Origin of the sequence: Bacillus sp. FSL K6-0268 (assembly GCF_038005425.1) — a bacterium.
In the GTDB taxonomy this organism is placed as follows: Bacteria; Bacillota; Bacilli; order Bacillales; family Bacillaceae_G; genus Bacillus_A; species Bacillus_A thuringiensis_S.
In genome coordinates, this window is sequence record NZ_JBBOTF010000001.1 from 589,297 (window position 1) to 614,192 (window position 24,896).

A 24,896-nucleotide genomic window follows, 5' to 3' on the forward strand; every position below is an offset into this window, starting at 1 on the left:
ATTAATGTTCATTATTTGTAGAATACTTTATCAACGTTATATTTCGCTTTATATTCATTAATGATATATGTTTCGTAAATTTCTCTTTCTGTTGGATCTTCTACGATACATGCATCAATGCGGTATACTTCATCACGGTGATTTTTAATTGGTGAAACATTATCTTCAAAATGCTTCTTAATACGTTGTCTAATTTTACGAGCTTTACCTACGAAAAGAAGTTCGTCATTAATATTGTAAAACATAAAAATGCCGCCTTTATCTCTAGGGAACAAGTGAAAATCGATAAATCCATTAATTGGAGTAATGATTGGCTCGTCTCCTTTAATAACTTGTTTACGTTCAGTAATTGTAACATCAACTTCAGGGATACTAATTTTAATCAAGTTCATTCACGTCCTCTTTTATTATAAAGATAAATAATAGCATACATAAGTAAGAAAAGCTATGTTCAGAGGCATATTTCATTTTATAATTCAAATATTATAGGTGTATCATGTAAATTGTTCTTCCAAATCATATGATCACTGGATTCGCCCCAGTAATCTTTCAATACATAGCTAGGTTTTCCAAACTTTTTCGTCCATATACTTTGCGCATTTTTATATCCACTATCTAAACAATATTCTGTTATCCCTCTGCTAAGTAATGTAAGAAACATTGTATGTAGTAATAAACTCCCTATTCCCTTTCTTTGATACTCCGGAAGTATGAATACAGTTCCTATTTCATACAAATTTTTAAGTACACCACCTGTACAACTATTAATCAATGTACTTGCTGGACCAATTTCGATTGTTCCAATGATTTTATCGTTACTTGTATCAATTGCTAATAAAAAGTAACGACTTTCTCCGTTACTATCAAAATCACTTTTCAAATACTGCTTTTTTGAGTTAATTTCATTTTCTATGTCATCCAATAATTGTGACAATCCTTCATTTTTGTATGTATTTGTAATAACTATACGGAAAAATAAATATAGTTCATCTACATCATTCAAATTTGGTCTTCTAACTGCAACGTTAGTCATGAATGCATTCTCCAATCTTCATTATGCCATTGTCAATACAACACTTTACATAATCTATTCATCATTATTCTGCAAAAACCTGCATAAATCCAGCAGTATAGAAAGCTCAGTATAAATATTGATAAAATAATTTTTATGTCCATAGTTGTATGAACAGTAGGACCAAGTACCGGAAAACGGAAAACATCGAGAACGATCATAATCCCTATAAGTAGACAAGTCGCTGAAAAGGAAACAATCCAAATTCTCCTCTTGAATTTTAAAAAGGCTAGTCCTAAGGCTAGACCTAATAAGCCTGTAGTAAAAGGAAAGACAATTAGTTCACTTGGCTCAATAATAAATAATAGAAAAATAGTAAGAATATAAGAAAGTATTCCCTCACGAATAGAATAGAGAATAGCAAAAAAAATCGGCAATGTCGAAAATGGACTAATGAGCAAACCTATACCAGGAATTAAGTTCCCCGCTGCTTGAAACATGGTGGCCAATGCACTCATCAAAGCTGTAAGTACTAACTTATTCGCAAGGGACAAGTTTCTTTTATGAACAAAGCTTATATCATGCTCTATCATCAGTTGAAACCAATAACGTACAAAACGATTCATTAAAATACCCCCTAAAGATACCTCATTCATTACTTTCTATATTATTCGTACACATATGGTTTATGAGTTACTTTCTCCAAGTTAATAGATGCTAATACATTGAAGATTTTTAGGGGGACAAGTTAAGTCTTGCGTTTTGGAAACAGAATAAATTCCTTATGTTTTTAGACTGAGCATTTGTATCGTATCAAGGAATAATTTCAAAAATGGTACCTTTGTTAAAATCAGTTACTTTCATAGAACCGTAAACTCCTAAATATAACCTAGTTTGAGCCGAATTTGTTCCTAAACTCATATAATAAGCTGCTTGCGTACCAAAATCATAATTGGTTTCAATAGCATGAAAGTCAGCATGTTTACCGTCTGTACCGGCTCTAGTATAAGCTAAAACACCCTTAACTGGCGGTCGAGAATCTTCTTTTTTAGCAAGGTCGGTAAAAACAACGCTACCCGTTAAATTTGAAATTGCATTTCCCATATATGGCTGAACTCCTGTAAGTGAAGTTCCTCCAAACTTATCGGTTCTAAAATCTTTATGAAAATAACTAAGTAGAGGCAGAATACGCTTCACTGAAGTTTGTATTGTTTCATCATAATAAACTATTGTTCTCTCATCCAAAGTCTGATTTTCGGAACAATGTCGTATAAAAGAAGTAGGTAAATCCCCTTCCCATCCTCGCCACCCAAAATTGATAAAACCATCTTGATTGGGAGTTAACCTCATAAAATGCATTTGAACAAGTTCTGTAACTGGTATAGGTTTATATTGAACAAATGAAAAAATAGACTCTACAATATCCTGTCCGACATTTCCGGTGTATTTGATATATTGATTATAAAACCTTTGAAATGAAATGCCGGTTATATTACGTACTCCTTTTGCAATTACTGTAAGTGTTTCTTGTATAGATAAAGGAAGGTCATTAAAGCGTGTAACTACAGGAGGGTTATTTATAAATGTATTTTTATTTACATCGATTTCAATTATTTTTCCTGCTATTTCTAAATCATCTTGGCTTAAATTAAATGGATCATAACCTGATCCGCCATCTCCATTTGTAAAAACAAGTTTTCCAGTCTCAGGTGAAAAGTTTAAACTATTGACTCCGTTATGATTAAAAAATGGTCTTCTTACATTCAGTAATGTTCGTCGCTTTTGAGCTTGGCCGTTAGATTGTAAAGTCCATTCTTCCACTGTATCAATGTGATCATATTGCGTATTTCTATTAACCCACTTTAAATTTAACGTTTTAGGGTCACAAGGATTCGGTTTAAATTGTTCAGAAAGTGCACCTGGACCTTGAGTTCCGGCTACTGAATAATGAAGATAAAATAAACCGTTTTGATAAAATTGTGGATGAAATGCAAGTCCTAGTAATCCTCGTTCATCATAACCGCTACTAGAAACACCTTCTTCAGATGTACCTAATTTAATAATTAGGTGACGCATATCTAAAAATTTCTTTATAACTCCGTCCCCTATGTAAAAAATCTCTCCTAATTGAGTTGCGATAAATAGTCTTTCGGTCGATTCACCTGGAAGTATCGTTGTTTTCAATACGGTTGGTAAATTTACGTTATGAACAATGGGTCGTAAATTAACTTTAACTTTTGTCAATTAACTGTACACCCCTTTTTCTTCTTTTTTATAGAAGAATATGATTAGAGTAGTTCTGTTAGTATTAAATAAGTCGCATTCCTTTTTATTACAATTTTGTATATAATATAAGTATCAATATACTGGGGGGACTAATTATGACACTCTTATTACAAATCATCGTACCACTTATATGTGCAATATACTTATTTACCCTCTATCATAACGGAACGTATGGATCAGCTTCATTTATTTTAGCAGTCATGATAGGAATTTTCGGTTTAGAGAATATTTTTCAATATGCTAGTCTAACAGATCATACTATTTATCCATATTGGGGAAGTTTGAAGGCTGTTGTTATCGTTTTATCAGTCGTATTTCTATTTAAAAAAGGTGGTTTAACAGGGAAATATTGATTTTTAATGAGGTACATGTTTTCTTGTTAAATTGCTTTTATTTTATAAAAGAAGAAATATTTATGTGAAAACAAGAAGGGATGTGATACATATGTCTATAAATATTATTTCAATAGTCTCTATCATAATATGGATTGTGTTAATTACAGAACTTATAAAACCTTCAAAAGAACAGAATGGACGAAAAATAGTAACTTTAGTAACTGCTGGTTCCGCATCAACACTAATTTTGACGGTTTCATTTATTCAAAATATCCCGTTTTGGAATTGATAGTGATATAACAACCAAAAATATGTATAAATAAAAAGATTAGGATTCACTCCTAATCTTTTTATTTTGGGGTAGCACCACACATCCATCAACTTAAGAATAAACGCCACCAAAACAAAAAAAGCCCCAAAGTTTTCTTGAAAATAAGTTGGGGCTTTTGAACCAGAAAAGTACATTTTCAACTATGAAAACTACGATAAATTTTTCCTTTTTTCCTACTTGCTAAATTCAGCAAGTAAAATATTTTTAAAAGGATTAGGACTGCCAGTTCTACCCAAACTATTCCAATTGACGACCAACGTATGATTGCCTCCAAGTGTACCTCCAACTAGAGTTGTAAACCCTAGAATGCCACCTGAGTGTCCCCATATCGAGACACCGCTTGGCAGCTTAGTTTCATAGATTCCAAGACCATATCCATCGATTCCTTCTTTTCCTGTAGGAACTGTAGTAAGCATTTGTTTTAGTTGCTGTTCCTTCAGTAATTTGCCACCGAGCAAGTAAGAGAAGAATTTGTTTAAGTCGTCAGCAGTAGAAATCATATCTCCAGCAGAGCTACCTGCACTTGGGTTATAATAAGTAACGTCTTTTAGCTCACTTGCTCCGTCTGGTTGGACATATCCACGGGCATGGTTAGTGCCTGGAATAACACTTGAGTTGCCTGGTAGGAATGTATTCGACAATTCAAGTGGTTCAATAATTCGATTTTCAACCTCTTCCGCATAGCTGTTTCCAGTTACTTTTTCAATAAGAATGCCCAGTAATACGTATCCTGTGTTTGAATAAGACCAGCCCTTTCCTGGAGCAAAGTCTGGAGGCAGAGAAACCCCCATCTTCACTAACTCTTCAGCCGTATACGATTTTTTTGTATCCGTAAAATCAGCGTCTTTTGACCTTGAGTATTCAGCGATACCACTTGTATGGTTCAATATGTGCCGGATAGTAATCTTGTTACCATCATATCCATTTCCTTGAATGACACCAGGCAACCAGTCTTCGATGTAGTCGTTTAGCTTCAGGCGATTCTCTCCAGCTAATTGAAGTACAACTGTTGCGGTGAACGTCTTCGTCACACTCCCAATGCGAAAGCGAAAATCTGTTTTCATTGGTTTCTTGGTTCTCAGATCCGCTATTCCAGCGGCATACCCCCACGTTTTTCCACCCTCAGAAGTTTTAGCAAGTATCCCCGGGTATCCAAGTTGCAATGTATCCCGCATTGCTTGCTTGACGGAAGTATGATCTCGTTGCGTATTTGTTTGTAACGAACTAGATACATTCTGAGTGGGCTCTGCTTTTATAATTGAGGTTGGTGTTGTATATAGCAGGGAACTTCCAACTATTAAAAGGGCCAAACTTGCACATGTAATTTGACTACGTATTTTCATAAGGCATTCCTCTCCTTTATTCATATTGTATAAGTGTTTGCTTGCTGTTCCTTACTTCCTAACAAGACTTAGGGAAAGGCCCTCACGCATATAGATTAAAGCCCCAGTACAAAGGTATCTATCAATACCAACAAGTTGAGCCATTTAAATCTCCATCCCTTCTATAACAAAATTATTCAAAGGTATGAAAGCATATTATGTACCCTTAGTTATTGTTAGGATTAACACAACATGAGACATAACCCTAACCCATATTTTACTTTATTTATCCATAATATGTATTGAGAAAGAATGTAAATTCGAATCCTTTCCGTAACCCAACTATTGATTGTTTTTTCACCTATTATAATTAGTTATTTTGAATTCCATAATAAAAAAACTGTAAAAAAATAACGATTCCCTTAACGTACAGGAAGCGGTTGAAAAATATGTCTATACGCACAATTTTCTTGTTTTGATATGGTGAACCCATCGCCATTAAGCTAAGGTTTTGAAGTACCCACTAAATGAAATTTTTCTTTCTCTACAGTTAGTTACTTTGAGAAGTCATCTCATTTTTTTGTTTTTGGGGTGTTTCTTTTTCTTAACTTGATGGATGTGGGGTCTCGCCACATCCATCAAGTTATCTAAATAAAATACCCTCTAAAAATTAAGAATATTCAAAAATTAAAATAGACATTTATTCACTTCGTTCGTTATAATTCAAACAAAATAAAAAATCGTTTACATTTTACGATATCAAATTTACTGGAGGGGATAAAGATGAAAAAAGCACTTTACATCAATATAGGTGGAGAAGGACACTTAAATCCAACATTAGGATTAGTACATGATTTAGTACAACGTGGAGACAACATTGTCTATTATTCATCAAATGATTTTGAAGAAAAAATCAAAAAAGCAGGTGCACAATTCCGTCCCATCAATCAAGAGGCACAAAGAGAGCTTTCGGAAACTATGAATCTTATGACTTCCCATCCTCAAGAGTACTTATTACACTTCCTTCATGCTATGGAAAGAATTACTGATTCCATTTTTGAAGAAACCTCCAAAGAAACATACGATTACATCCTCTATGATGCATAGTCTTTACCTGGAAAATGGGTTGCATATTTCTACGGGAACCATAATTAATAATCAGCCTGAATTCTATCAAAAATGTTTCGTCGGTTTAAAAGATCTCAATGCGAAAGTAGTACTTAGTATAGGCAAACAATTAATAGTGGAGCAGCTAGGAGATATACCTGATAATTTTATTGTTGGTAACTATCTTCCACAATTAGATATACTGCGTCAAGCAGATGTATTTATTAGTCATTGTGGAATGAATAGCACAAGTGAATCACTTTATTTTGAAGTACCTCTAGTTATGCTCCCATTTATAAATGATCAGCATACGATTGCTGAGCGAGTATACGAACTTGGCGCAGGATTTATGTTAAATATCCAGCAATTATCGGCCGAGGATTTAAAACATGCCGTTAATGAAGTGTTGCAGCATTCGATTTACAAAGAGAATGCCAAAAAAATTAGTCAATCATTCCGTGAGGCAGGTGGTTATATCAAAGCTGTTGATGAGATTGTTACATTTACTCGTTAATTCTGCTATTGTATGCCACTCAAGGCCTATTAACTTAAGAATTTTATAACACCCTACAACAAGAATATAGAAGATAGAAGAAATGCTGGCAGTATCCCATACTCATCAAGATAAGAAATTAAATACCCCATTACTATCAATTCTTAAGTTGATAGTAATGGGGTAGCACCATATACCCAGCAAGCTAAGGTCTTGAAGTAGCCCCTAAACAAAAATTTAAATTTTTCTACAGTAATTTATGTGAATTCAACTCGTTTTTGGGAACATATGTGGTCCTTTTATAATTTGAATTTCTTTTTAAGCTTCTTATATTTTCTGTACGAACGTCTAACAATGTTTAACATAAAATACGGTATTTTAACGGGGAAAGGCAATTTATAAATGAAAGGAAAATAAAAGGTGAAATATGCCTTTTCTAGGTCTCTCCACTTACTATCTTCTTTTGTTTTTAAGAAATCAGATACATCGACCACATATCCCCTTCCTTTTTCCATCATCACATTTTTCCCGTGAACATCACAAGGAGTTAACCCTTGTTCCCTCGCATACTCCAAAGCCTCATTGATATCAAGTATTACCTGCTTAGGAATTTTAATCCCCTTATGAATAGCATCGTATAAAGTAATTTCTTTTAAACGTTTCAATACTATGAAATTTTCTCCTTTATATATAAGCTTTGAATAAGAAGGATGATTTCCAATTCTTCGGTATGCTTCTGACTCTTTTTCAATTCCTTCTCCTTCTCGCACGTAAACTTTCACTACCCAATCTTTGTATTCTCTGTGCATGAATACTGCGGCATAATTACCTGTCCCTAAACACTTCCAAAGTCTAGGAATATCTTTAACTACTACAGGCTCGAATTCATCCTCACTTCGTATGCTTACCTCTTTTAATAATTCGTCCTTTATTAATCCCACAAAACTATTTATACTCATCATTCCCACTCCGGTTTTGCTAAAAGGGGCCCACCCACATTTTAACGAAAATATACACTAAGCGAATTTTAGCATAGAACGAGTCATCTTTCTTCTTAAAATAAAAAGATGACTCGTTCTATTTGAACTGTTGAATACTTAATATTTATTCCGCTATTCATAGCCAAAAACTGTACAACATAAAAATATTTCTAACTATTTTCATTTTTTCACAGGCAACTGTATAGGGCTTTTCTTAGTGCAAGTTCTCTTAGTTCATTACCCATGCCAAATCTATATTACTCTATTTTATAATCTAAAACACTGTTTAGAAGTGTAGCAAGATTTTTTTAATTGTTCAAATTCTTGTTCCACTAATATCTTTGTTAGCTAAAACTTTTATTGTTTTAATAGCCTTTTGTTTAATTCCCACAATGCTATTTTGTTGCTATCCCATTTCAAAAACGTTACTGCTTCCTCGAAGCATAACCATTTATAATTGAAGTGTTCTTTAGATAATGATATGTTTTTTGTAGGGACTTTAACTCCAAAAGAAAATTCTTTTATTACATAAACCTCTTCTCCCCAAAGGAATCCTCCAACTACATCCTCTACTGGTAGTGAAGACACAGAATCTAATTGTATATATGGACATTCTCTTGTAATACCAGCCTCTTCAAACGCTTCCCGTTTTGCTGATTCAATAGGAATCTCACCGTCTTCTCCGCCACCAGCTATTCCTTGCCAATAACCATAATCACTTCGGTTAAAAATACCATATTGAATAGAATCGTCAGTTTTTATATAAGGAAATATCAATACTTGATATGGTGCTCTCATTACTCAACCTCCTCTCGAAAATAAGTTTTAAATCAATATGAATAAAGAGTCGACATCACAATTCTACATTATTAATGCAGGTTTATAATGTCGGCCCTCTATTTTTAAAGAATTTTATTTTTCATAAACAGGCATACTCTTAACAGAGGAAAAACTGTTTATTCCTTGTCAAATTTGTTTAGCATGGTTTTCCTAAATGTTAGCAGTACTCCATATTATTCAATTGCTCCAGCAACGTCATAATCATTTAAATCTAATTCAATCGGTTGTCCGAGCGCTAGTTTAGCAAGTTCCGCTCCTAAGTATGGACCAGCTGTTAAACCCGAAGCTCCTAATCCATTCGCAACGAGAATTCCTTCAAAGTTAGGTAGCGGTCCGATAACAGGTAAGAATCCTGGTGTGAATGGTCTGAATCCAACTCTCGTTTCAAGCATTGTAGCATTTTCTAAGCCAGGTGCAACTGCTAATGCTTTATGGAATACTTCATGTAGACCACCTGCTGTTACACGATGATCGAAACCCGTATCATTCTCATGTGTTGCACCAATTACGACATGACCATTGTCGAACGTTAAAATATATTGATCGTTTGGCGGCATAACAACTGGCATATTTTCTGTTGCTGTATTTTCAATTTGCAGATGAACAATTTGTCCTTTTTGGAATGTAACTAAGAAATTAATTCCTAATGGGTTCAAGATTTCATTCGCCCATGCACCTGCAGTTACAAGAACCTTTTCTGCTAAAATTGTTTCATCGTTTACTATAACTCCAGTAATATGATTTCCTTCACGGACTAATATGGCATCGCCTTTTATAAAAGTTGCACCATGTTTTTTCGCAGCACTTATTAATGCATTGCGTAATAATCTTCCATTTACTCGTGCAGCACCACTAATATGAACAGAACTATATTCGTCTGATAATGCTGGGAATAATTTTTTTGTTTCTTCAGCTGATAAGCGAGTGATTTCACCAATCTCTGGGGCATCTTCACGTCGTTTATAAGCTCGCTCTTCCATTTGATCTAACTTTTTTTCGTCAGTATGTAAACTAATTGCACCTACACGATTATATCCTGTGTCAGTTTCACCGTCTTCTTCTAATTGCTGAATTAACGAAGAATAGTAACGTGCACCGCCTTTAACGATTTTATACCATGCTTTATTACGACGCTGTGATAGCCATGGACATACAATACCTGCTCCTGCATCAGTTGCTTGCCCTAATTGTTGGCGATCCACGATAGTAACATTCGCACCTGCTTTAGCAAGATGATAAGCAGTAGACGCTCCTAAAATTCCAGATCCAACTACAATATACGATTTCATTTCAAACACCTTTTCTCTTTTTGCTAATTATATAAATATAAGAACATTCCTTAGTATAATGGAAGGAATGCTTTTTTCAATGTACTCATCACAATTAATTGTTGCAGCATTGTGACTTTCTTAGTCATTATTTTTTCTTCTTACGGAATAATTCAATTGTTTTATAGCCTTGTGAAAGGATTTTTATCATTTTCTCTAGACGTTTTTCACGTGTTTTTTCTTGTTTCATAGAAAAAAGATTACGTGCCCAATCTTTTTGGTATCCAGGCGTTAAACTTTGATAAAACTTAAGTTCATTCGGATGATTAGCTAATAATGCTTCAACATCTTTAATTCGATCTGCATAATCGGCAACACATTGACTCATAGCAGATGTTTTCATTGTTTTTTTCTTTTCACGTTTTAAACCTACAACAGTAAAGACTTCATCCATACTTACCATTCGTGCAAATTTAATATTGCTTTCTCCCACATAACCATCTTCTCCAACGTTTAATGCCGGAAACATCTCATCACGGTGAATAAACGTACTATAACGAGCATTACCTTTTTTCGGATATGCGAAGAACACGTAACCTTTTTCAATTAGTAATTCTTCATTACTAATAATAAAATTCGTTTGTTTCACCATTTCATCAAGCGTTTCTACAAATATAAAGATAGCATCGTGTTCTTTTGAGAATACAGTTTCTTTACCTGTAAAAATGTCATAATTACTTGGTTCGTTAATTACGACCATATTTGTATACTTATTAAGTTTCAATTTATCAATAACTGACATAATAATCTTCCTTTACATTCAAAATTCATTGTACATACTTTTTCGTACTGTTCTAGTGTATTATATGTATTAAGAAAATCAAACTTTAAATCATATTATTCTGCTGCAAAAGAACCAGTTTTTCATACATATGAAGAAACTGAGGAAACATTAACTATACCGCAGTTTCCGAAACATATTAGACGAAAACCATTTACACCAAAAAATAATAAAGATAGCCGCCTCTGATTAAGTACCGGCTATCTTTATTATTCATAACTTAATAGCAAATAAAGTATATAAAAGCTCTCTATATTGCTCTTCTGTAACCTCACGCTTAGTTTTTGCTCCATAAATAATTTCAGTTACACTATTATTCGTTAAAGAGACATGCCCAGAGTCCGTCAATTTCACTGCAATTGGTCCCTTATTAAAAATAGATTTCTCATCTTCTATTACTCTTCTTTGAACATCGTTTACTACTATCTCATCAATAATATGTTTATAAAAGGCATGACAAACTTTCCATTCTCCTTCAGCATCTATTCTTTCTAAAACATAATTTCCTTTACTCGTATCTTTTCGTCTCACCCGGTACGAACCATTCTTTGAAGAAACAGACTCATCAGTAAAAGGTACAGGAACAAGAGGTACTAATGAAGCTATACCTACATCAATTAAATACTGTAGATTATCATAAGTTAAAATAATTGTTATATGGCCATCCTCAAGTGCCCATGCATTTATATCATTTTTATAAACCGTACCTAATGCCAGTTGTACATCATAGCCACAGTCTTTTAAGAAATAGTAAAAAAGGGTGTTTAATTCGTAGCAAAGTCCACCACGGGAACTAGTTAAAATTTTCTCTCGTAAGTTTTCCAGAGAGATTTGATTCGTATTTCGTGCTATAACGTCTAAATTCTCAAATGGTATAGTATGTGCAAATGAAAAGAGTATAGTAGGTAATTCTTCAAACGTTACTTCATTACGTTTTTTAAGATTTAATCTTGCGAAAAGCTGATCTTGTAAACTTGTCATATTTAGCACCCCTTAAAATTTTATAAGTTTAAATAATATATGCTGATTGTAAGTTTTAAGGGGTACTGTAACAACGTACATTTTATGTAACTGTACCGGTACAAAAAGTCTAACCGACAAGATCACTAAAGATAAGAAGCTACAAATACAAATTTAATAGTTTGTCTATAGGTGAATTATTACAATCGCTTAAATCAACAAAATACTGAAGTTGCCACATTTGGCTCTTTTTAAAAGATAAGAAAGTATAAGTTTTTAAGCACGAATTGCTTCCTTGGAAAGCTTGTTATGTAAGGGATTTTGAACAATATTTGGAATTTCCATAATGCGCTAGATTGTGATATTTTTTAGTTATGGAAGCAAATATATTAAAACGTATTTTCTTTGATGAACATAATCATTGGGAACGATTTAAAGATAAATATGGAGCGAGGATCCGTCCAGTTGTTTTGAAAGAAATTGAAAAATTTAGAGGGTGTGGAGACCCTGAAAATGGATTTAAATTGTTTGTATGTGAAGGGTGTCATCATGTTCGAAAAGTTCCTTATCGTTGTAAAGGACGATTTTGTACAACTTGTTCTGTAGGAGAAAGTGAAGAATGGAGTAGACTTCTTTCAGAAGACGTACTTCAGGTGAATCATCGTCATGTTATTTTTACCGTAGATGAAGGACTTCGAGATATTTTTCTTTTGCACCGCCATTTATTAAAGATTTTTATGGATGAGGCCGCCAGGCTGTTGGTGGATTATTTTCAAAAGAAAATTAAGGTAACACCCGGTATTATCGTAGGTCTTCACACCTTCGGCACTAGAATTAATTTTAATCCGCATGTTCATATACTTGTTACAATGGGTGGGATGACAAAGATTGGAGAGTGGAAAGGGTATGATTTTCTTCCGTTTGAGATGCTTCGGAAACAGTGGCAAACCATCGTGTTAAAACTGATTCGAAAAGAGCTCACGGTGGCAGAAAAAAAGCCAATTCAATCGAAACTTCAAAAAGCATTTTCTGATAATGGGAAAGGCTTCTATGTACATGCTCCGAAACAGAAAGGAAACGTAAAAAAACAACTTCGGTATATTGGCCGCTATATTCGTCGACCTGCTATTGGGTTGAACCGGATCGAGGAATATGATGGGCAATCTGTTTCTTTTACATATACGGACAAATTAGATGGGAGGAAAAAAGTAGAAACGATATCTGTAGAAGAGTTTATTTCTCGATTAATTCGTCATATTCCAGATGAGCAATTCAAAATGATTCGTCATTATGGCATGTATGCACGTCGAATTAAAACATTATGTAAAAAACTATTAAATGAATGGCAAAAGAAAGCCAGACGTTGGATAATAAAAGTGAAAAAAACACTACGTCGTCAGACGTGGAGGGAACGAGTTATCGCGAGTGGAAAAAAAGATCCTCTTCTTTGTCCAAAATGTGAATCATTTTATGAATACAAGGGGGAAGTCTGCCTAGAAAGCAGAGAATGGAAAATAAAAGTAGCTTTATGCCAAAATACGCGAAATTATTTAAAGAGGGTGATTGATTATTTCGCCAGTAAGCAAACATCGAAAAAAGAAAAAGAAGAAAAACACAGTTGGACATAAGCGAATTAGCTATGTACAGTATGTTTGTGTAGGCTGTGCTCAAACAGAAAATATTCCCGATTCTGTGGTAAGAAGATTTGATATCATGGATGTAGGAGATTCGATTGTTCCGCCTAGGTTTTCCTGTGAACGATGTGGTGAAGATATGTATCCGCAGGATTACACAGGGATTGATGGGATTATGTACAATTTATCGGATTTTCGCTAGACGAAAAAGGACCGGGTGGTTTTCCCGGTTTTTCTTAGCTTGATTGCTGACAGGCTTATCCCATATAGGATAAATCCTCATAGCCATCTTGCCTTTTTGATTTTGTGTTCTCAAGATTTTTTCCTTAAGAAGAATCTCTTTAGGCAAAATGAATTGTCCTAGTTTATGATCATCTATACAAGTAATAACTAATAAATCAGGAGCAGCGTCATAAGAAAATGCTTGATTTTGCATGTTGTCATCTTTCTCCCAAAAAGAAACAAATTGACCAATTTTATTAGGAGTAACTTTTGATTTTCTAAAACGAATGGTTTTGTTATTTAAGCGGAATAAACATCCTGCATATTCTGCGTTTTGCTTTTCTTCTTTTAGATTCGTAATCATTAAATTGTTAGGTTGGTAAACTATATTATTTAAATTTCGGATCGTATCATTAAAATTGTTCAAAAAAACTCCCCCTTTATTCATCTCTTAGTTTACCACAAACATCAGTTCTTCTATATCGTATATAATCATGAACTAAGTGAAATGGGGGAATTTAGCAGGATATAATTTTTACTTTAATGTACTTAGTTTTTCAATTGCTTGTTGCTCAGTTGCTAAGTAAAAAATGTCATTCCCTTTATTACATTCATAAATAAAGTCTTTTAAGCTTTTACTAGTGTAAATAGAGAAATCCCCAATGATAGCAATCTTTACCTTGTAGTTTATAAACTTTTGAAGGATATCACCCGCAAGACGTGTTTTTAAATCAAAGAAGCTTTCACTTATTAATGACTTGTGGATAATAATATGCTTCGCATCTACCTCGTATTGAACTGTTGCCATAGTATCTAATGCAGACTGAACATCCGATATTAATACCTTATCGTTTCTAATGACCGCAATATTGATTCCATCGATTACTACTTTCTTTATGTCCATAGTCCCACCCCTTTATAATGTGCACCGTATGAGTAAAATTGTTTTACAAAACTTCGTATTAATCATAGATTAAATTAGCCGCAGCTATTAAAATCGCCTCTATTCTTTATTACTAATACGGTCAATGAAATTAATGATAGTTTCTCTTTTTTATATTTTTGAATATATATATGAAATTGCTTTTACTTGTTATAAAAATATTGTGGAGTAACATAACTTAACAAACTATCCAAAGTGTTAATCTCGGCATATGGTTGTATTTTGGTAGTATTCTTGATTTTTTGAGGGTTAAACCACACACCTTTTATATTTATATTTTGAGGACCAGCAATATCCTTTTCTAAGTCATCCCCAACAAATAAAGTATTTTCCGGCTGTAAATTTAGCTTATTTAACGCTAGTTCGAATATACGTTTATCAGGTTTACTAAATCCCACTTCTTCAGAAATAATGATTGTTTCAAAATACCTATTTAAATTCGTGTTAAATATTTTAGCTTTTTGCCTCTGAGTTGAGCCATTTGTTATAATTCCAACTTTAAAGTGCTTCTTTATTTGATTTAAGAAATGAATAGTATTTTGGTCTATTGAAAAACATCTAGGGAAATTATTATTCCAAAAATCTTGGATATAATTGCGTGGCAATCTATACTTCGGCGTGAATTCATCAAACAATGATTCTAAAACTGTCGTTTTATTACTTATGCCATATTCTCTTTTATCGTATTCTTTGAATTTCTGTAACATGTTGCTTTTAGCCGCACCATCTACATTTTCATAACACTTTTCTAAAACAATTAAAAATAATGCCGCTACTGCCTTATCCCTATCAAGTAAGGTATCATCTAAATCAAACAGCATACCTTTATAACACTTCAAATCATTTCACAACCTTTCTAACATTATATAAATCTCTCCAAGTTTGTACCTTTAAACTTTTGGTTTAGCCAGAACATTGTTATGTAGTGATTAACGATTAAATAGAAACTTGATGAGAGAAATCCAAAGTTCTTGGCACACACTCTAGTATTACTGTAGCTTCTTCTATATTAAAATTCCTTTCCCTCTTTTGGTAAAGAAGCACAAGTATATTTTCACAAACTTTAAGAAATTACATACAATTCACATTATTATACATTAGTTTTTCGTAAATATTATTCATACATCAATTCATACGATAAGTTTTTTAATCAATTATTTCTCCATAAAAAAGTAATATAGCTAATAATACTTTTTGGTAGTAAACGTCCTATGAAGTTTACTACTGTATCTCCACATAAACTCCAGATAGTACGGCTATAATGACTACCAGAGGTGATATTATGAAAAACTATCATATTCTCGTGGTAGAGGACGATCAAGAAATTCAGGAATTAATTAAACAATTTTTAATGACACAGCATTATACAGTGGTAGTCGCTTCAGATGGACTAGAGGGTATGACACAATTTAATAAGCAATCCTTTGATTTAATTCTCCTAGATGTCATGATGCCCAATCTTAATGGGTTTGAAGTTTCTAAAATGATTCGAAGTCAGTCAAACGTACCAATTATTATGCTAACTGCGTTGGAAGAAGAGGAAGATCAAATGAAAGGATTCGATCTTGGGATCGATGATTATATAACAAAACCCTTTTCATTTCATGTTTTGATTAGACGAGTCGAAGCTGTACTTAGAAGAAGTTATGATAAAAATGTAAATAATCATTTGATATTTAAAGAAGTTCGTATCGATGTGGATGCATATAGAGTCTATGTAAATGATGTTGAAATTATATTAACGACAAAAGAGTTTGAAATTCTACAACTACTATTTCAAAATGAGAGAAAAGTACTTACAAGAGAAAATATCGTAGAGAAGGTTTGGGGGTACGATTATTTTGGAGAAACACGAATAATTGATACACATATTAAAAACCTACGCAAAAAATTAGCTATCCCTTATATTAAAACAATAAAGGGTATTGGTTATAAAATTGATGAATAGTATTGTGAAACTCATGAAGATGAAGCAAATTACTTATAAACTCTTTATGACTACATCTCTCATTTTGTTATCCTTTGCAGTATTGATTTATTTAACTTTATACTTCTTTCTCCCTACGTTTTATGAGCAATATAAAACAGATCAACTTCAAACAGGGATAAACGAAATCATTGATAAGTCTAAAAATCTTACGTTTCAAGATGCGATACCACTTTTTGATGAATACGCAAAAAAAAATAATGCGATGCTTTACCTTCAAAATAAAGAAGGAGTAATTATTTACTCTCCTTCATTTTCTTTTATTCAAAGTGGTACGCAAAAAACAGTAGTTACTAAAGCAACACGATTCGAGAATGCAAGTACCCTTAGCAATTCATATAACGTTACGAAACCAATTCAATTCCAAGATGGTAGTTTAACACTTATAGTCTTTGCTACATTTCAACCGATTGATGAAGCTTCACAGGTTTTAGTACGATTTCTCCCCTATATTAGTATCATTGTGCTCATTATTGGTATAGGAAGTGCTTATTTTTATTCCAGGTTTATTACAAAGCCACTTATTTATATTAATGAAGGTGCACAAAAGATGGCAAATTTAGATTTCTCCGAAAAAATTGAGGTTCGCTCTACAGATGAGTTAGGAGAATTGTCTAATAGTTTGAATGACATGTCTATTAACTTACAACAAGCTATGTTTGATTTAAAAAAAGCAAATGAACAATTAAAAAATGATATTGAAAAAGAAAGAGAAATAGAAACAAAACGCAGAGAGTTTTTTGCGATTGTAGCACATGAATTAAAGTCCCCTCTTACTGTAATGAAAGGATACTTAGAAGGGATGATATACAATATTGGCCCTTATCAAAATCGCGATCAATATTTAAAGAAAAATCATCAAATTATTGAAAGTATGGAACAATTAGTTCGTGAAATTTTAAGCGTATCGAAATTAGAACAACACACCTTCAAACTAAAAGTAGAGGAAGTTAATCCTTCAAAGTTAATAGGTACAATCACAAAAGATCTCGAATTTTTTGCTTCTCAAAAAAGTATCGAAATAATAAAAGAATTTGATTCTGACCTTTCTATTTATACAGATTGTGCTCTTTTAGAAAAAGCATGCAAAAATATTATCCACAATGCGGTTATGTATTCACCACATAATGAAAAAGTCTATATAAAGTTAAGAGAGAATTCTAAACAAGATCAAATCGAAATGAAAATTATAAATACAGGTATCAATATTAAAGATGAAGATATTCAACAAATTTTCAAACCATTTTATCGAATTGAAAAATCAAGGAATCGAAATACTGGAGGAAGTGGTTTGGGGCTATATATTGTTAAACAAATTCTTGAAACGTTAGATATAAAGTATTCAATAAAAAATATGGAACATAGTGTGCAATTTTGCATGAGTATTCCGCTATCTAAACATAAAAACAAATAAACTCTCCTTTAAATAGGGCGAGTTTATTTGTTTTTGTAGTAAGTATAAACTTATTAACAGGCTTTTCGTTTAATGACGTATGCTACTTTTTAAATGGCGATTGTCATAAGTAGTGACAAACTGTATTCAACTTAAATGTTTACCTATAACAGCAAAAAAAGCGAAATTACGCTTAGCAGCAAATTAGATTCTCTTATTTGAGATACATTTCATCTATGAAACTGAAAAGGAGGATGAAAAATGTTTATTCACCTCCATTTTTCAGATTAATTTGGAATTCTTTTATGATAAGCTATATGTAAAGATTAAACATAAAGGATGATTCGTATGGAAATAAGACCAAAGGTAAGTGAATATAACTCCTATTATGCAACGTATACCAACTTGGTATCAGACGGAAATATCATACATATTCTAGAACAACAAATGAAGGAAACGAATCTTTTATTAAAGGGAATTTCTAATAGTAAGGGACTTTTCCGGTATGCTCCTACTAAATGGAGTATAAAAGAAGTAATCGGTCATATAGCAGATACAGAACGTATTATGGCGTATCGATTGCTATCTATCGCTCGAGGCGAGACAGCAGAACTTCCAGGCTATAATGATGATATGTATGTTCTTAGAGCTGCTTTTGATAAGCAATCTATGCAAGATCTTCTTGAGAATTTAATAGTTGTTCGCCAATCTACCCTGTATTTACTTAGAAGCTTAGATAAAGAAGCCTGGTCACAAAGAGGAAATGCGAATAATTCTGAAGTTACAGTTCGTGCATTAGCATACATCATTGCCGGTCATGAGCTTCATCATCTTCAAATTATAAAAGAACGTTATCTTGGTTCTGATGCATATCCAGCAAGTTAATATTTGAAGAACAAGAGTCCTATTTATGTAGGGCTCTTGTTCAGTATTTATAACGTACTAGCACTTAGAATCATGGCAATTAAATGCATTTATTTATAAAATTCACCACATAATATATATGCTATCCTCTTTTATTCTGTACATAATTTTCTTTAGGTTGATATACTATAAACACAATAGTTCTGGAAAGGTGATGATATTATGTATGAACAACAAAATAATAGAGATAGAGATCAAAAAATGATGTTTTCGATGCAAGGAGTTCCCACAAATAAAATTAACATGAATCAATTACCTAAATGGATTAAAATTTTTGGATATTGCGCGTTTGGTTGGATGATAGTATTTAGTTTAATTATGATTGTAGGTTTAATTCTGCAATAACTATACAGATACATAGATAGGTAAACGGGACGATATTTAGATTATACATCTAGTTAATGTTCCGTTTTTTATGTATGATTATCCCATGATATAGGTAACCAATTATACTAAAAAGAACTTGTAGAATATCCTACAAGTTCTTTTTCAAATATTATTAAAACGGGAACAACAAACTATTTTAACATTCAGTACAGGGAGACCATTTTGATTATGGCTTGATTTTATTATAAAACAAATATAAGCTTTTGAAAGGTCTAGATTTTGAAAATTATGTGAATTGAACAGCTACGATGTTTATATTAGATTTCATTTACAACCAACTTCTTCTTACTTAAATACACTGCACGATCTGATTTTTTAGCAACCTCCTGTGAGTGCGTCACAACAATAATACATTTATTCTCTTTATGTGCAAGTTCTTGAAACAGTTCTATAATATCCATTGCGGTTTGCTCATCAAGGTTTCCTGTTGGCTCATCCGCAATCAATAAATCAACATTACAAGATAGTGCTCGAGCAATTGCTACACGCTGTTGTTGCCCACCGCTTAGTTGCAGGACGTTTCGTTTCGCTTCAGCTTCTGAGAGTCCTACCCTCTCTAATAACTGTAATGCTCTTGCTGTTTTATTTTGCACTTTAACACCTGTAATTTCCATTGCTGTTAAGACATTTTGAAGAGCTGTCATATAGGTTATTAAGTTATAAGATTGGAAAATTACAGATACATTTTGATTACGGTATCGATCCAAACCAATTTTTCTAATATCTTTGCCATTATACAGTACATAACCATTTTTAGGGACATCTAGTCCACAACCTAAGCTTAGAGTTGTGGTTTTACCAGATCCAGATGGTCCTAAAATCGTGTAGAAATGTCCTTTTTGAAAAGAAAAGTTAACATTTTCTAGTATTGCTACATTTTTTCCATTACTTTCATAATAATAATCTAAATTTTTAAACTGTAAAATTGTCTCCATATCGAGCCTCCTCATTCATCTTTTAAAAGAATTTGTTTTGGGTTTAAACGTAGAATAGATAATGCCGGAAGAAGCGTTGCTATTATAGCAATAGCTAGTCCAATTCCACCCATTTTTCCTACATCTTCTCCTGTTACACTTACATCAATTTTATCAATTGGATCTTCTTTTTGATTTTGTAGCGTACTACTACCAGATCCAGACATCATTACAGTACTATTTCGCGTAGTGTCCGTTTCTTCGTTTGCTGTAGCAATTTCACTCGAAAGTAAATTATCCCCGATATATTGAGAAACCTTAGCTCCTGTTGTTATGGATAATCCAAATGCTAAAATAGCGACACATACTACTTCTACTACGAACTGTGCCATCAGTTTCCACTTTTTCTCTCCAATAGATAACAGAATCCCCATTTCCTTACGACGTCCTTTAATTGATAGCATAATGATTAATCCTAAAATGATCGCACCTGCAATCGATACAATATAAATAATCATTTGAGAAGTCGAAGAGATATTTTCGATAGGACCAATCATTTGCTTGTACAATGAATCATGCGCATCTAATTTATAATAATTAAAATCAATATTAAATTTTCTTGCTTCTTTTTTAAATGCATCAATATATTGTGGATCATTCAAGAAATACACGACTTGAACACTACTTATACCTTGGTCTACTTCTAATTTTTTCATAGTTGAATGCGGCATATATAGTTTATTAGCTGGATCCATAATAGGAGGAGCCTGTTGACCCATTGCTTGCTCATTTGTTTCGTAAATACCGATAATTTCAACCTCAAGGGTTTCCTTCTTATCCCCTGATTGCACTTTAACTTTGTCTCCTACTTTCAAATTGTTTAATTCCGCTAATCGTTTTTCCATTAAAGCTACATTCTGATCCTTCATTTGCTCTGTTATTGGTTTTCCATCAATGATTTTACTTTTTCCGTTTTTAAAGCTTTCTTGTAATGCAGTCTTGCGAACTCCCTCAATCATAAAAGAAGCGTTCATATCGATTTCTGTACCAGAGCTTGAACCGCCTCGCGCAGCCGCCATTCCCACTTTACCTTTTCCTTCTCCTTCTGAAGCTCCTACTAGTTTAAGCCCATCAGAAATACCGAAAGTGTTAGCTATGTAATTATAATCTTTTACATACTTGGACTTCGCTAATTGATCTGTTTCTTTTGCATCGAGCTGCGGCGGATTTGGCATTTCTCCAGTTTCCTTAGCTTTTTGACCTAATTTGTCGAAATCAAGACCTAAAGTAACATCTGCACCAAGTTTTTTTCTTGCAGCATCCGCTGCTTTTTTTGATGCATTTTGGATTGTGAAACCTGAAAGAACCAAATTTGTAACAATCAGAAAAACTGCCATCAAAATTAATGATGTTCCTGTCCTTTTTTTCATACTGAGAATTGCTCGTTTCATAAAATTCATTTTTTCTTACCTCCTTGATAACTTGTATTCTATATAGGTTATCTAGAGTTTATATGGAGCTAATCGGTAGTTTAACTAGAGATATAAGGAGTTTATGTGTAGTTATTTACCTGTTTCAGAAAAGCTAGAACACAAATTCAAAAATGCAGCCGTTTTTGAATATTGATATGGAGTTATTCCGTTTAATAAATTTATTAAAGGTTAAGATTAATTTAATGTATGTAGCACAAAAAATATTTACTGTGTAATTTCTATACAATAAATATAGAGAAACCTATTTGTAAATATTTATATGAGAATGTAAGTTCCTAATAGAAATTACATCTTTTAATAAGAAAAGAAACAATTTAATATTCTTTTATATGGATATGAACATTAACTTACTTCTTAAATTTTAGTATATATTTATAGTTTTATTTTATTGCAAGCTTTATAATATGATATACAAATTTATCACCTACTATTAGGAAAAGAGAATATTTTATAATTAATTTACAACATAAATTTTGTCCATGTTTTAAACAATATGTATCTTGGAGGAGGTTAATTTGATTTTTTCAAAACTCATTGATCGGTACGCCTTGTATGATTTACATAAAAAAAGAAGTGTAGAGTTTCAGTATACTTCCCTTTCTAACACTTCATTAAATATAAAGGACATAGAATCTTTTTATAAAGTAAAACCATCACATATTCATTTTGACATTAAGCATTCAAAGCAGGAAAATGAATACATGGTTGGGCAATTCAACTATAAAAGCTCGGTTCAATCCGGTGATTCACGCAACGATTCTGTAACTGGGGAATTATTCTTACATAAAACTGAAGATGCCCCTCATGTTATCTTTGTTCACGGTTGGAGAATGGATTCTAACGAACGTGTAAAAAAAATATTCCATGACCATATGACCAGCCTGAAGTGGAATATGTATTATTTCACTCTACCCTATCATTTTGAAAGAAAACCCGATCAATCCTTATTCAGTGGAGAGTACATGGTAAGTGCAAATATTGAACGAACAGTACAAGCAACTAGACAAGCGGTAGCTGATTTACGGGCTTTGATTAAATGGATTAAAGCAAATAAAAATGGGCCCCTCATTCTAATAGGAATTAGTTTAGGCGGATTTATTACTAACTTAACCTCTCTTGTTGAAGAAGAAATTGATGTGTTAGCATCCATTTTCTATGCAAATCGACTTTCTTATTCTATTTGGAATACAACTCCAGGTAAATTTATTAGAGAAGACTTGGAACATCATGGTGTTACGTATGATGATTTAATAGATTATTGGAAAATCACTGAACCGAGTCAAGCATTGCCAAAAGTAAAAAAAGAAAATATTTTATTAATTTCAGGTAAGCATGATCTATATGTGCATTCTGAGGATACAGACTACTTGTGGGAATCTTGGGAAAGACCTCCACGATATATTTATAAATGTGGGCATGCCGGGATCGTTCTTAAACGTAAAAAAATTGCAACTGATACTATTGATTTTATTCAAAATCGATTGAACTCCCCGCACTTATCCAATGTCATGCCTTAAATCGCGAGATTACTAAGTACAAAATCTTATACTTATATTGTTATATTTTTTACTAGTCACCTTTGTAAATCTTCGCCCCTAGCCTTACACGATTGAAAATGAAATAAAATAAATAACTAAGGAACTAATTTACCATATGGAAAAACATTGCTCAACATTTTCACTAGTAGTCCCTGTATATGCAATATTACATATAAAAATCTTTATGTATTCCGTTATTAATTTAAAAGGAAATTATTCATCCATTAATCTATACCATCCGTATTTGCAGTTAAGGATACCCTAATTACATATGAAAAAGAGAGAAGAACATTGGTTAGTTCTTCTCTCTTTGTTTATTTTTAAGATAACTATCTATAAAATTTTGCTTTTCATAATTCTTCATGAGTCTAGAAAAGAATCTAATCCTTTTCTAGACTCAAAAAGAAATTTTTCTAATGTACATAATTACAACGACATTAAACCACTTTGCTCTTAAATCCAATACTTGTATTATTAATTGCATGAAAGTCCTTCTTGAGAAAGGTTTTAATTTCCGAATATTCTGTTGACCGTTATAACATATCCAATTTACAATTTAATTGTGGTGTTCTTTCACAATTAAACTACTTAGAATATACACTTCATTTATTTGAAAACAATTACAAATAGAGGTGCTAAAATGAAAACTAGAGTAAATCCAGAATTATTACAAGGGTTAGAGATGTTTCCGGATCTCGATTTACGCCCGGAAAACTTGCAATCAATCAGAGAAGGAATAGCTCAAATGAGACCACCTACCGTTGTTGATGACTCTCTTTCTTTAACAGATAAAGTCATTGTTGGGCCTGATGATAATCCGTTACCATTACGAATTTATCGTCCAAAATCAAATCATGAATCTTTACCTGTCTTATTATGGATACATGGTGGTGGTTATATCTTAGGTTCTATAGATGATAACGATGATACTTGTATGAGGTTTGCAAAAGAAGCTGGCTGTGTGGTTGTATCTGTAGACTACCGCTTAGCACCTGAACACCCTTACCCAGCACCAATTGAGGATTGTTATTCAGCTTTAAAATGGATTGCTGATAATGCAAAGTCATTAAACATTGATTCAAATCGTATTGGGGTTGCAGGAGTAAGTGCCGGCGGTGGACTAACAGCAGCATTATCATTATTAGCCCGAGATCGAAAATATCCTTCAATTTGTTTACAAATGCCACTATATCCAATGATTGATGACAGAAATGATACACCTTCAGCGAATGAAATTAAAGAGGGATTTGTTTGGAATCAAAAGGCAAATGAAGCTGGCTGGAAAATGTATTTAGGAGAAATGTATGGAACGGATCAAATCCCTGCCTATGCAGCACCTTCTCGAGCTGAGGATTATAGTGACTTACCGTATACTTACACATTTGTTGGTCAATTAGATCCATTCCGCAGCGAAACATTAACCTATGTAAGCAAACTAGCGCAAGCTGGTGTTGATGTGGAGTTTCATTTATATCCAAATGCCTATCACTGGTTTGAAGGGTTAAATCCAAATGCCGATGTATCTATTTATGCTGTGAACGAAATAGTACAAGCAATAAAGACTGGTTTCAAACGAGTATCCAAGGTTGAGGCTTAATCCCATTACAAGATAAATACTTATAAATAGTATATATGTTATCATTTAAACATAATAGCCGATTCTAAATGAGAATCGGCTATTAATAT

Annotated in this window: 26 protein-coding genes and 2 pseudogenes; 12 read left to right on the forward strand and 16 right to left on the reverse strand. The window is 32.9% G+C overall.

Annotated features, from left to right (window positions below; translation table 11 throughout):
• Positions 1-11: 11 nt before the first annotated feature.
• The 4 genes from MHI28_RS03020 to MHI28_RS03035 form a co-directional block, all read right to left on the reverse strand.
• Positions 12-392 (reverse strand): nucleotide excision repair endonuclease, encoded by a 381-nt coding sequence (locus MHI28_RS03020; protein ID WP_001048947.1) that lies wholly within the window; start codon positions 390-392, stop codon positions 12-14.
• Positions 393-469: 77 nt separating this feature from the next.
• The gene (locus tag MHI28_RS03025; protein ID WP_000185962.1) at positions 470-1,033 is read right to left on the reverse strand and encodes a GNAT family N-acetyltransferase; all 564 of its coding nucleotides are present in this window, start codon (positions 1,031-1,033) and stop codon (positions 470-472) included.
• Between the two features lie 32 nt (positions 1,034-1,065).
• Positions 1,066-1,638 carry a hypothetical protein gene (locus MHI28_RS03030; protein ID WP_001079220.1) on the reverse strand — a complete coding sequence of 191 codons (573 nt, stop codon included), beginning with the start codon at positions 1,636-1,638 and terminating at the stop codon, positions 1,066-1,068.
• A 187-nt stretch (positions 1,639-1,825) separates the two neighbouring features.
• A complete protein-coding gene (locus MHI28_RS03035; RefSeq protein WP_000169959.1) occupies positions 1,826-3,256 on the reverse strand; it encodes a PQQ-dependent sugar dehydrogenase in 1,431 nt (476 codons plus the stop codon).
• Positions 3,257-3,393: 137 nt separating this feature from the next.
• On the opposite strand from MHI28_RS03035, the gene MHI28_RS03040 reads away from it, so the two are divergent.
• Both MHI28_RS03040 and MHI28_RS03045 read left to right on the forward strand, forming a co-directional pair.
• The gene (locus MHI28_RS03040) at positions 3,394-3,651 is read left to right on the forward strand and encodes a hypothetical protein (RefSeq protein ID WP_000173569.1); all 258 of its coding nucleotides are present in this window, start codon (positions 3,394-3,396) and stop codon (positions 3,649-3,651) included.
• A gap of 91 nt (positions 3,652-3,742) precedes the next feature.
• Complete coding sequence (locus MHI28_RS03045) at positions 3,743-3,922, forward strand: hypothetical protein (RefSeq protein ID WP_000026325.1); 180 nt, start codon at positions 3,743-3,745, stop codon at positions 3,920-3,922.
• Positions 3,923-4,137: 215 nt separating this feature from the next.
• Here the strand turns inward: MHI28_RS03045 and MHI28_RS03050 are convergent, their stop codons facing one another.
• Positions 4,138-5,307, reverse strand: coding sequence for a serine hydrolase domain-containing protein (locus tag MHI28_RS03050; protein WP_000702513.1), 1,170 nt, complete (start codon positions 5,305-5,307; stop codon positions 4,138-4,140).
• A gap of 762 nt (positions 5,308-6,069) precedes the next feature.
• Here MHI28_RS03050 and MHI28_RS03055 point away from each other — a divergent pair.
• Together MHI28_RS03055 and MHI28_RS03060 are read left to right on the forward strand one after the other, a co-directional pair.
• Entirely contained in the window at positions 6,070-6,393 is a 324-nt protein-coding gene (locus tag MHI28_RS03055; RefSeq protein WP_002162779.1) for a glycosyltransferase, read from the forward strand.
• Entirely contained in the window at positions 6,386-6,907 is a 522-nt protein-coding gene (locus MHI28_RS03060; RefSeq protein ID WP_232299573.1) for a nucleotide disphospho-sugar-binding domain-containing protein, read from the forward strand. Before MHI28_RS03055 ends, MHI28_RS03060 begins: the two co-directional genes overlap by 8 nt.
• 278 nt (positions 6,908-7,185) lie before the next feature.
• Here MHI28_RS03060 and MHI28_RS03065 read toward each other — a convergent pair whose 3' ends face one another.
• The 4 genes from MHI28_RS03065 to MHI28_RS03080 all read right to left on the reverse strand — a co-directional run bounded on the left by MHI28_RS03065 (position 7,186) and on the right by MHI28_RS03080 (position 10,776).
• Positions 7,186-7,845: a serine/threonine protein kinase gene (locus tag MHI28_RS03065; protein ID WP_000026523.1), complete on the reverse strand. Its 660-nt coding sequence runs from the start codon at positions 7,843-7,845 to the stop codon at positions 7,186-7,188.
• Between the two features lie 378 nt (positions 7,846-8,223).
• The gene (locus MHI28_RS03070) at positions 8,224-8,664 is read right to left on the reverse strand and encodes an NUDIX hydrolase (protein ID WP_001202615.1); all 441 of its coding nucleotides are present in this window, start codon (positions 8,662-8,664) and stop codon (positions 8,224-8,226) included.
• Positions 8,665-8,879: 215 nt separating this feature from the next.
• Positions 8,880-9,995 (reverse strand): NAD(P)/FAD-dependent oxidoreductase, encoded by a 1,116-nt coding sequence (locus tag MHI28_RS03075; RefSeq protein WP_002082676.1) that lies wholly within the window; start codon positions 9,993-9,995, stop codon positions 8,880-8,882.
• Between the two features lie 127 nt (positions 9,996-10,122).
• On the reverse strand, positions 10,123-10,776 hold the full coding sequence (locus tag MHI28_RS03080; RefSeq protein WP_000110858.1) for a YdeI/OmpD-associated family protein: 654 nt from the start codon (positions 10,774-10,776) through the stop codon (positions 10,123-10,125).
• Between the two features lie 27 nt (positions 10,777-10,803).
• On the opposite strand from MHI28_RS03080, the pseudogene MHI28_RS36110 reads away from it, so the two are divergent.
• Positions 10,804-11,008 (forward strand): annotated as a pseudogene (locus MHI28_RS36110) (hypothetical protein).
• Positions 11,009-11,028: 20 nt separating this feature from the next.
• Here MHI28_RS36110 and MHI28_RS03085 read toward each other — a convergent pair.
• Positions 11,029-11,796, reverse strand: a complete 768-nt coding sequence (locus tag MHI28_RS03085; protein ID WP_000202741.1) for an arylamine N-acetyltransferase family protein — start codon at positions 11,794-11,796, stop codon at positions 11,029-11,031.
• A 139-nt stretch (positions 11,797-11,935) separates the two neighbouring features.
• Positions 11,936-12,028 (reverse strand): annotated as a pseudogene (locus tag MHI28_RS03090) (MepB family protein); the annotation flags it as partial.
• A 121-nt stretch (positions 12,029-12,149) separates the two neighbouring features.
• Between MHI28_RS03090 and MHI28_RS03095 the strand changes: the two are divergent.
• The gene (locus tag MHI28_RS03095) at positions 12,150-13,403 is read left to right on the forward strand and encodes an IS91 family transposase (RefSeq protein WP_100910182.1); all 1,254 of its coding nucleotides are present in this window, start codon (positions 12,150-12,152) and stop codon (positions 13,401-13,403) included.
• Between the two features lie 190 nt (positions 13,404-13,593).
• Here the strand turns inward: MHI28_RS03095 and MHI28_RS03100 are convergent, their stop codons facing one another.
• From MHI28_RS03100 to MHI28_RS03110, 3 genes are all read right to left on the reverse strand, one after another.
• The gene (locus MHI28_RS03100) at positions 13,594-14,079 is read right to left on the reverse strand and encodes a MepB family protein (RefSeq protein ID WP_340827603.1); all 486 of its coding nucleotides are present in this window, start codon (positions 14,077-14,079) and stop codon (positions 13,594-13,596) included.
• 87 nt (positions 14,080-14,166) lie between these two features.
• Entirely contained in the window at positions 14,167-14,535 is a 369-nt protein-coding gene (locus tag MHI28_RS03105; protein ID WP_000351862.1) for a DUF4180 domain-containing protein, read from the reverse strand.
• Between the two features lie 182 nt (positions 14,536-14,717).
• Positions 14,718-15,395 carry an HAD family hydrolase gene (locus MHI28_RS03110; RefSeq protein ID WP_000895696.1) on the reverse strand — a complete coding sequence of 226 codons (678 nt, stop codon included), beginning with the start codon at positions 15,393-15,395 and terminating at the stop codon, positions 14,718-14,720.
• A 461-nt stretch (positions 15,396-15,856) separates the two neighbouring features.
• Here MHI28_RS03110 and MHI28_RS03115 point away from each other — a divergent pair, with 461 nt between their 5' ends.
• The 4 genes from MHI28_RS03115 to MHI28_RS03130 all read left to right on the forward strand — a co-directional run bounded on the left by MHI28_RS03115 (position 15,857) and on the right by MHI28_RS03130 (position 19,223).
• Positions 15,857-16,522 (forward strand): response regulator transcription factor, encoded by a 666-nt coding sequence (locus tag MHI28_RS03115; RefSeq protein WP_000800727.1) that lies wholly within the window; start codon positions 15,857-15,859, stop codon positions 16,520-16,522.
• Complete coding sequence (locus tag MHI28_RS03120) at positions 16,515-17,975, forward strand: sensor histidine kinase (RefSeq protein ID WP_001084893.1); 1,461 nt, start codon at positions 16,515-16,517, stop codon at positions 17,973-17,975. The genes MHI28_RS03115 and MHI28_RS03120 overlap by 8 nt, the downstream gene beginning before the upstream one ends.
• 327 nt (positions 17,976-18,302) lie before the next feature.
• Positions 18,303-18,839, forward strand: coding sequence for a DinB family protein (locus MHI28_RS03125; RefSeq protein ID WP_000405918.1), 537 nt, complete (start codon positions 18,303-18,305; stop codon positions 18,837-18,839).
• Between the two features lie 201 nt (positions 18,840-19,040).
• Complete coding sequence (locus MHI28_RS03130; protein ID WP_000273237.1) at positions 19,041-19,223, forward strand: hypothetical protein; 183 nt, start codon at positions 19,041-19,043, stop codon at positions 19,221-19,223.
• Between the two features lie 299 nt (positions 19,224-19,522).
• Here the strand turns inward: MHI28_RS03130 and MHI28_RS03135 are convergent, their stop codons facing one another.
• Together MHI28_RS03135 and MHI28_RS03140 are read right to left on the reverse strand one after the other, a co-directional pair.
• The gene (locus MHI28_RS03135) at positions 19,523-20,200 is read right to left on the reverse strand and encodes an ABC transporter ATP-binding protein (protein ID WP_000447865.1); all 678 of its coding nucleotides are present in this window, start codon (positions 20,198-20,200) and stop codon (positions 19,523-19,525) included.
• Positions 20,201-20,211: 11 nt separating this feature from the next.
• Positions 20,212-21,639 (reverse strand): ABC transporter permease, encoded by a 1,428-nt coding sequence (locus tag MHI28_RS03140; RefSeq protein ID WP_340827604.1) that lies wholly within the window; start codon positions 21,637-21,639, stop codon positions 20,212-20,214.
• A gap of 548 nt (positions 21,640-22,187) precedes the next feature.
• On the opposite strand from MHI28_RS03140, the gene MHI28_RS03145 reads away from it, so the two are divergent.
• Positions 22,188-23,189: an alpha/beta hydrolase gene (locus MHI28_RS03145; RefSeq protein ID WP_000577725.1), complete on the forward strand. Its 1,002-nt coding sequence runs from the start codon at positions 22,188-22,190 to the stop codon at positions 23,187-23,189.
• Between the two features lie 661 nt (positions 23,190-23,850).
• On the forward strand, positions 23,851-24,807 hold the full coding sequence (locus tag MHI28_RS03150) for an alpha/beta hydrolase (protein ID WP_000857939.1): 957 nt from the start codon (positions 23,851-23,853) through the stop codon (positions 24,805-24,807).
• Positions 24,808-24,896: the final 89 nt, after the last annotated feature.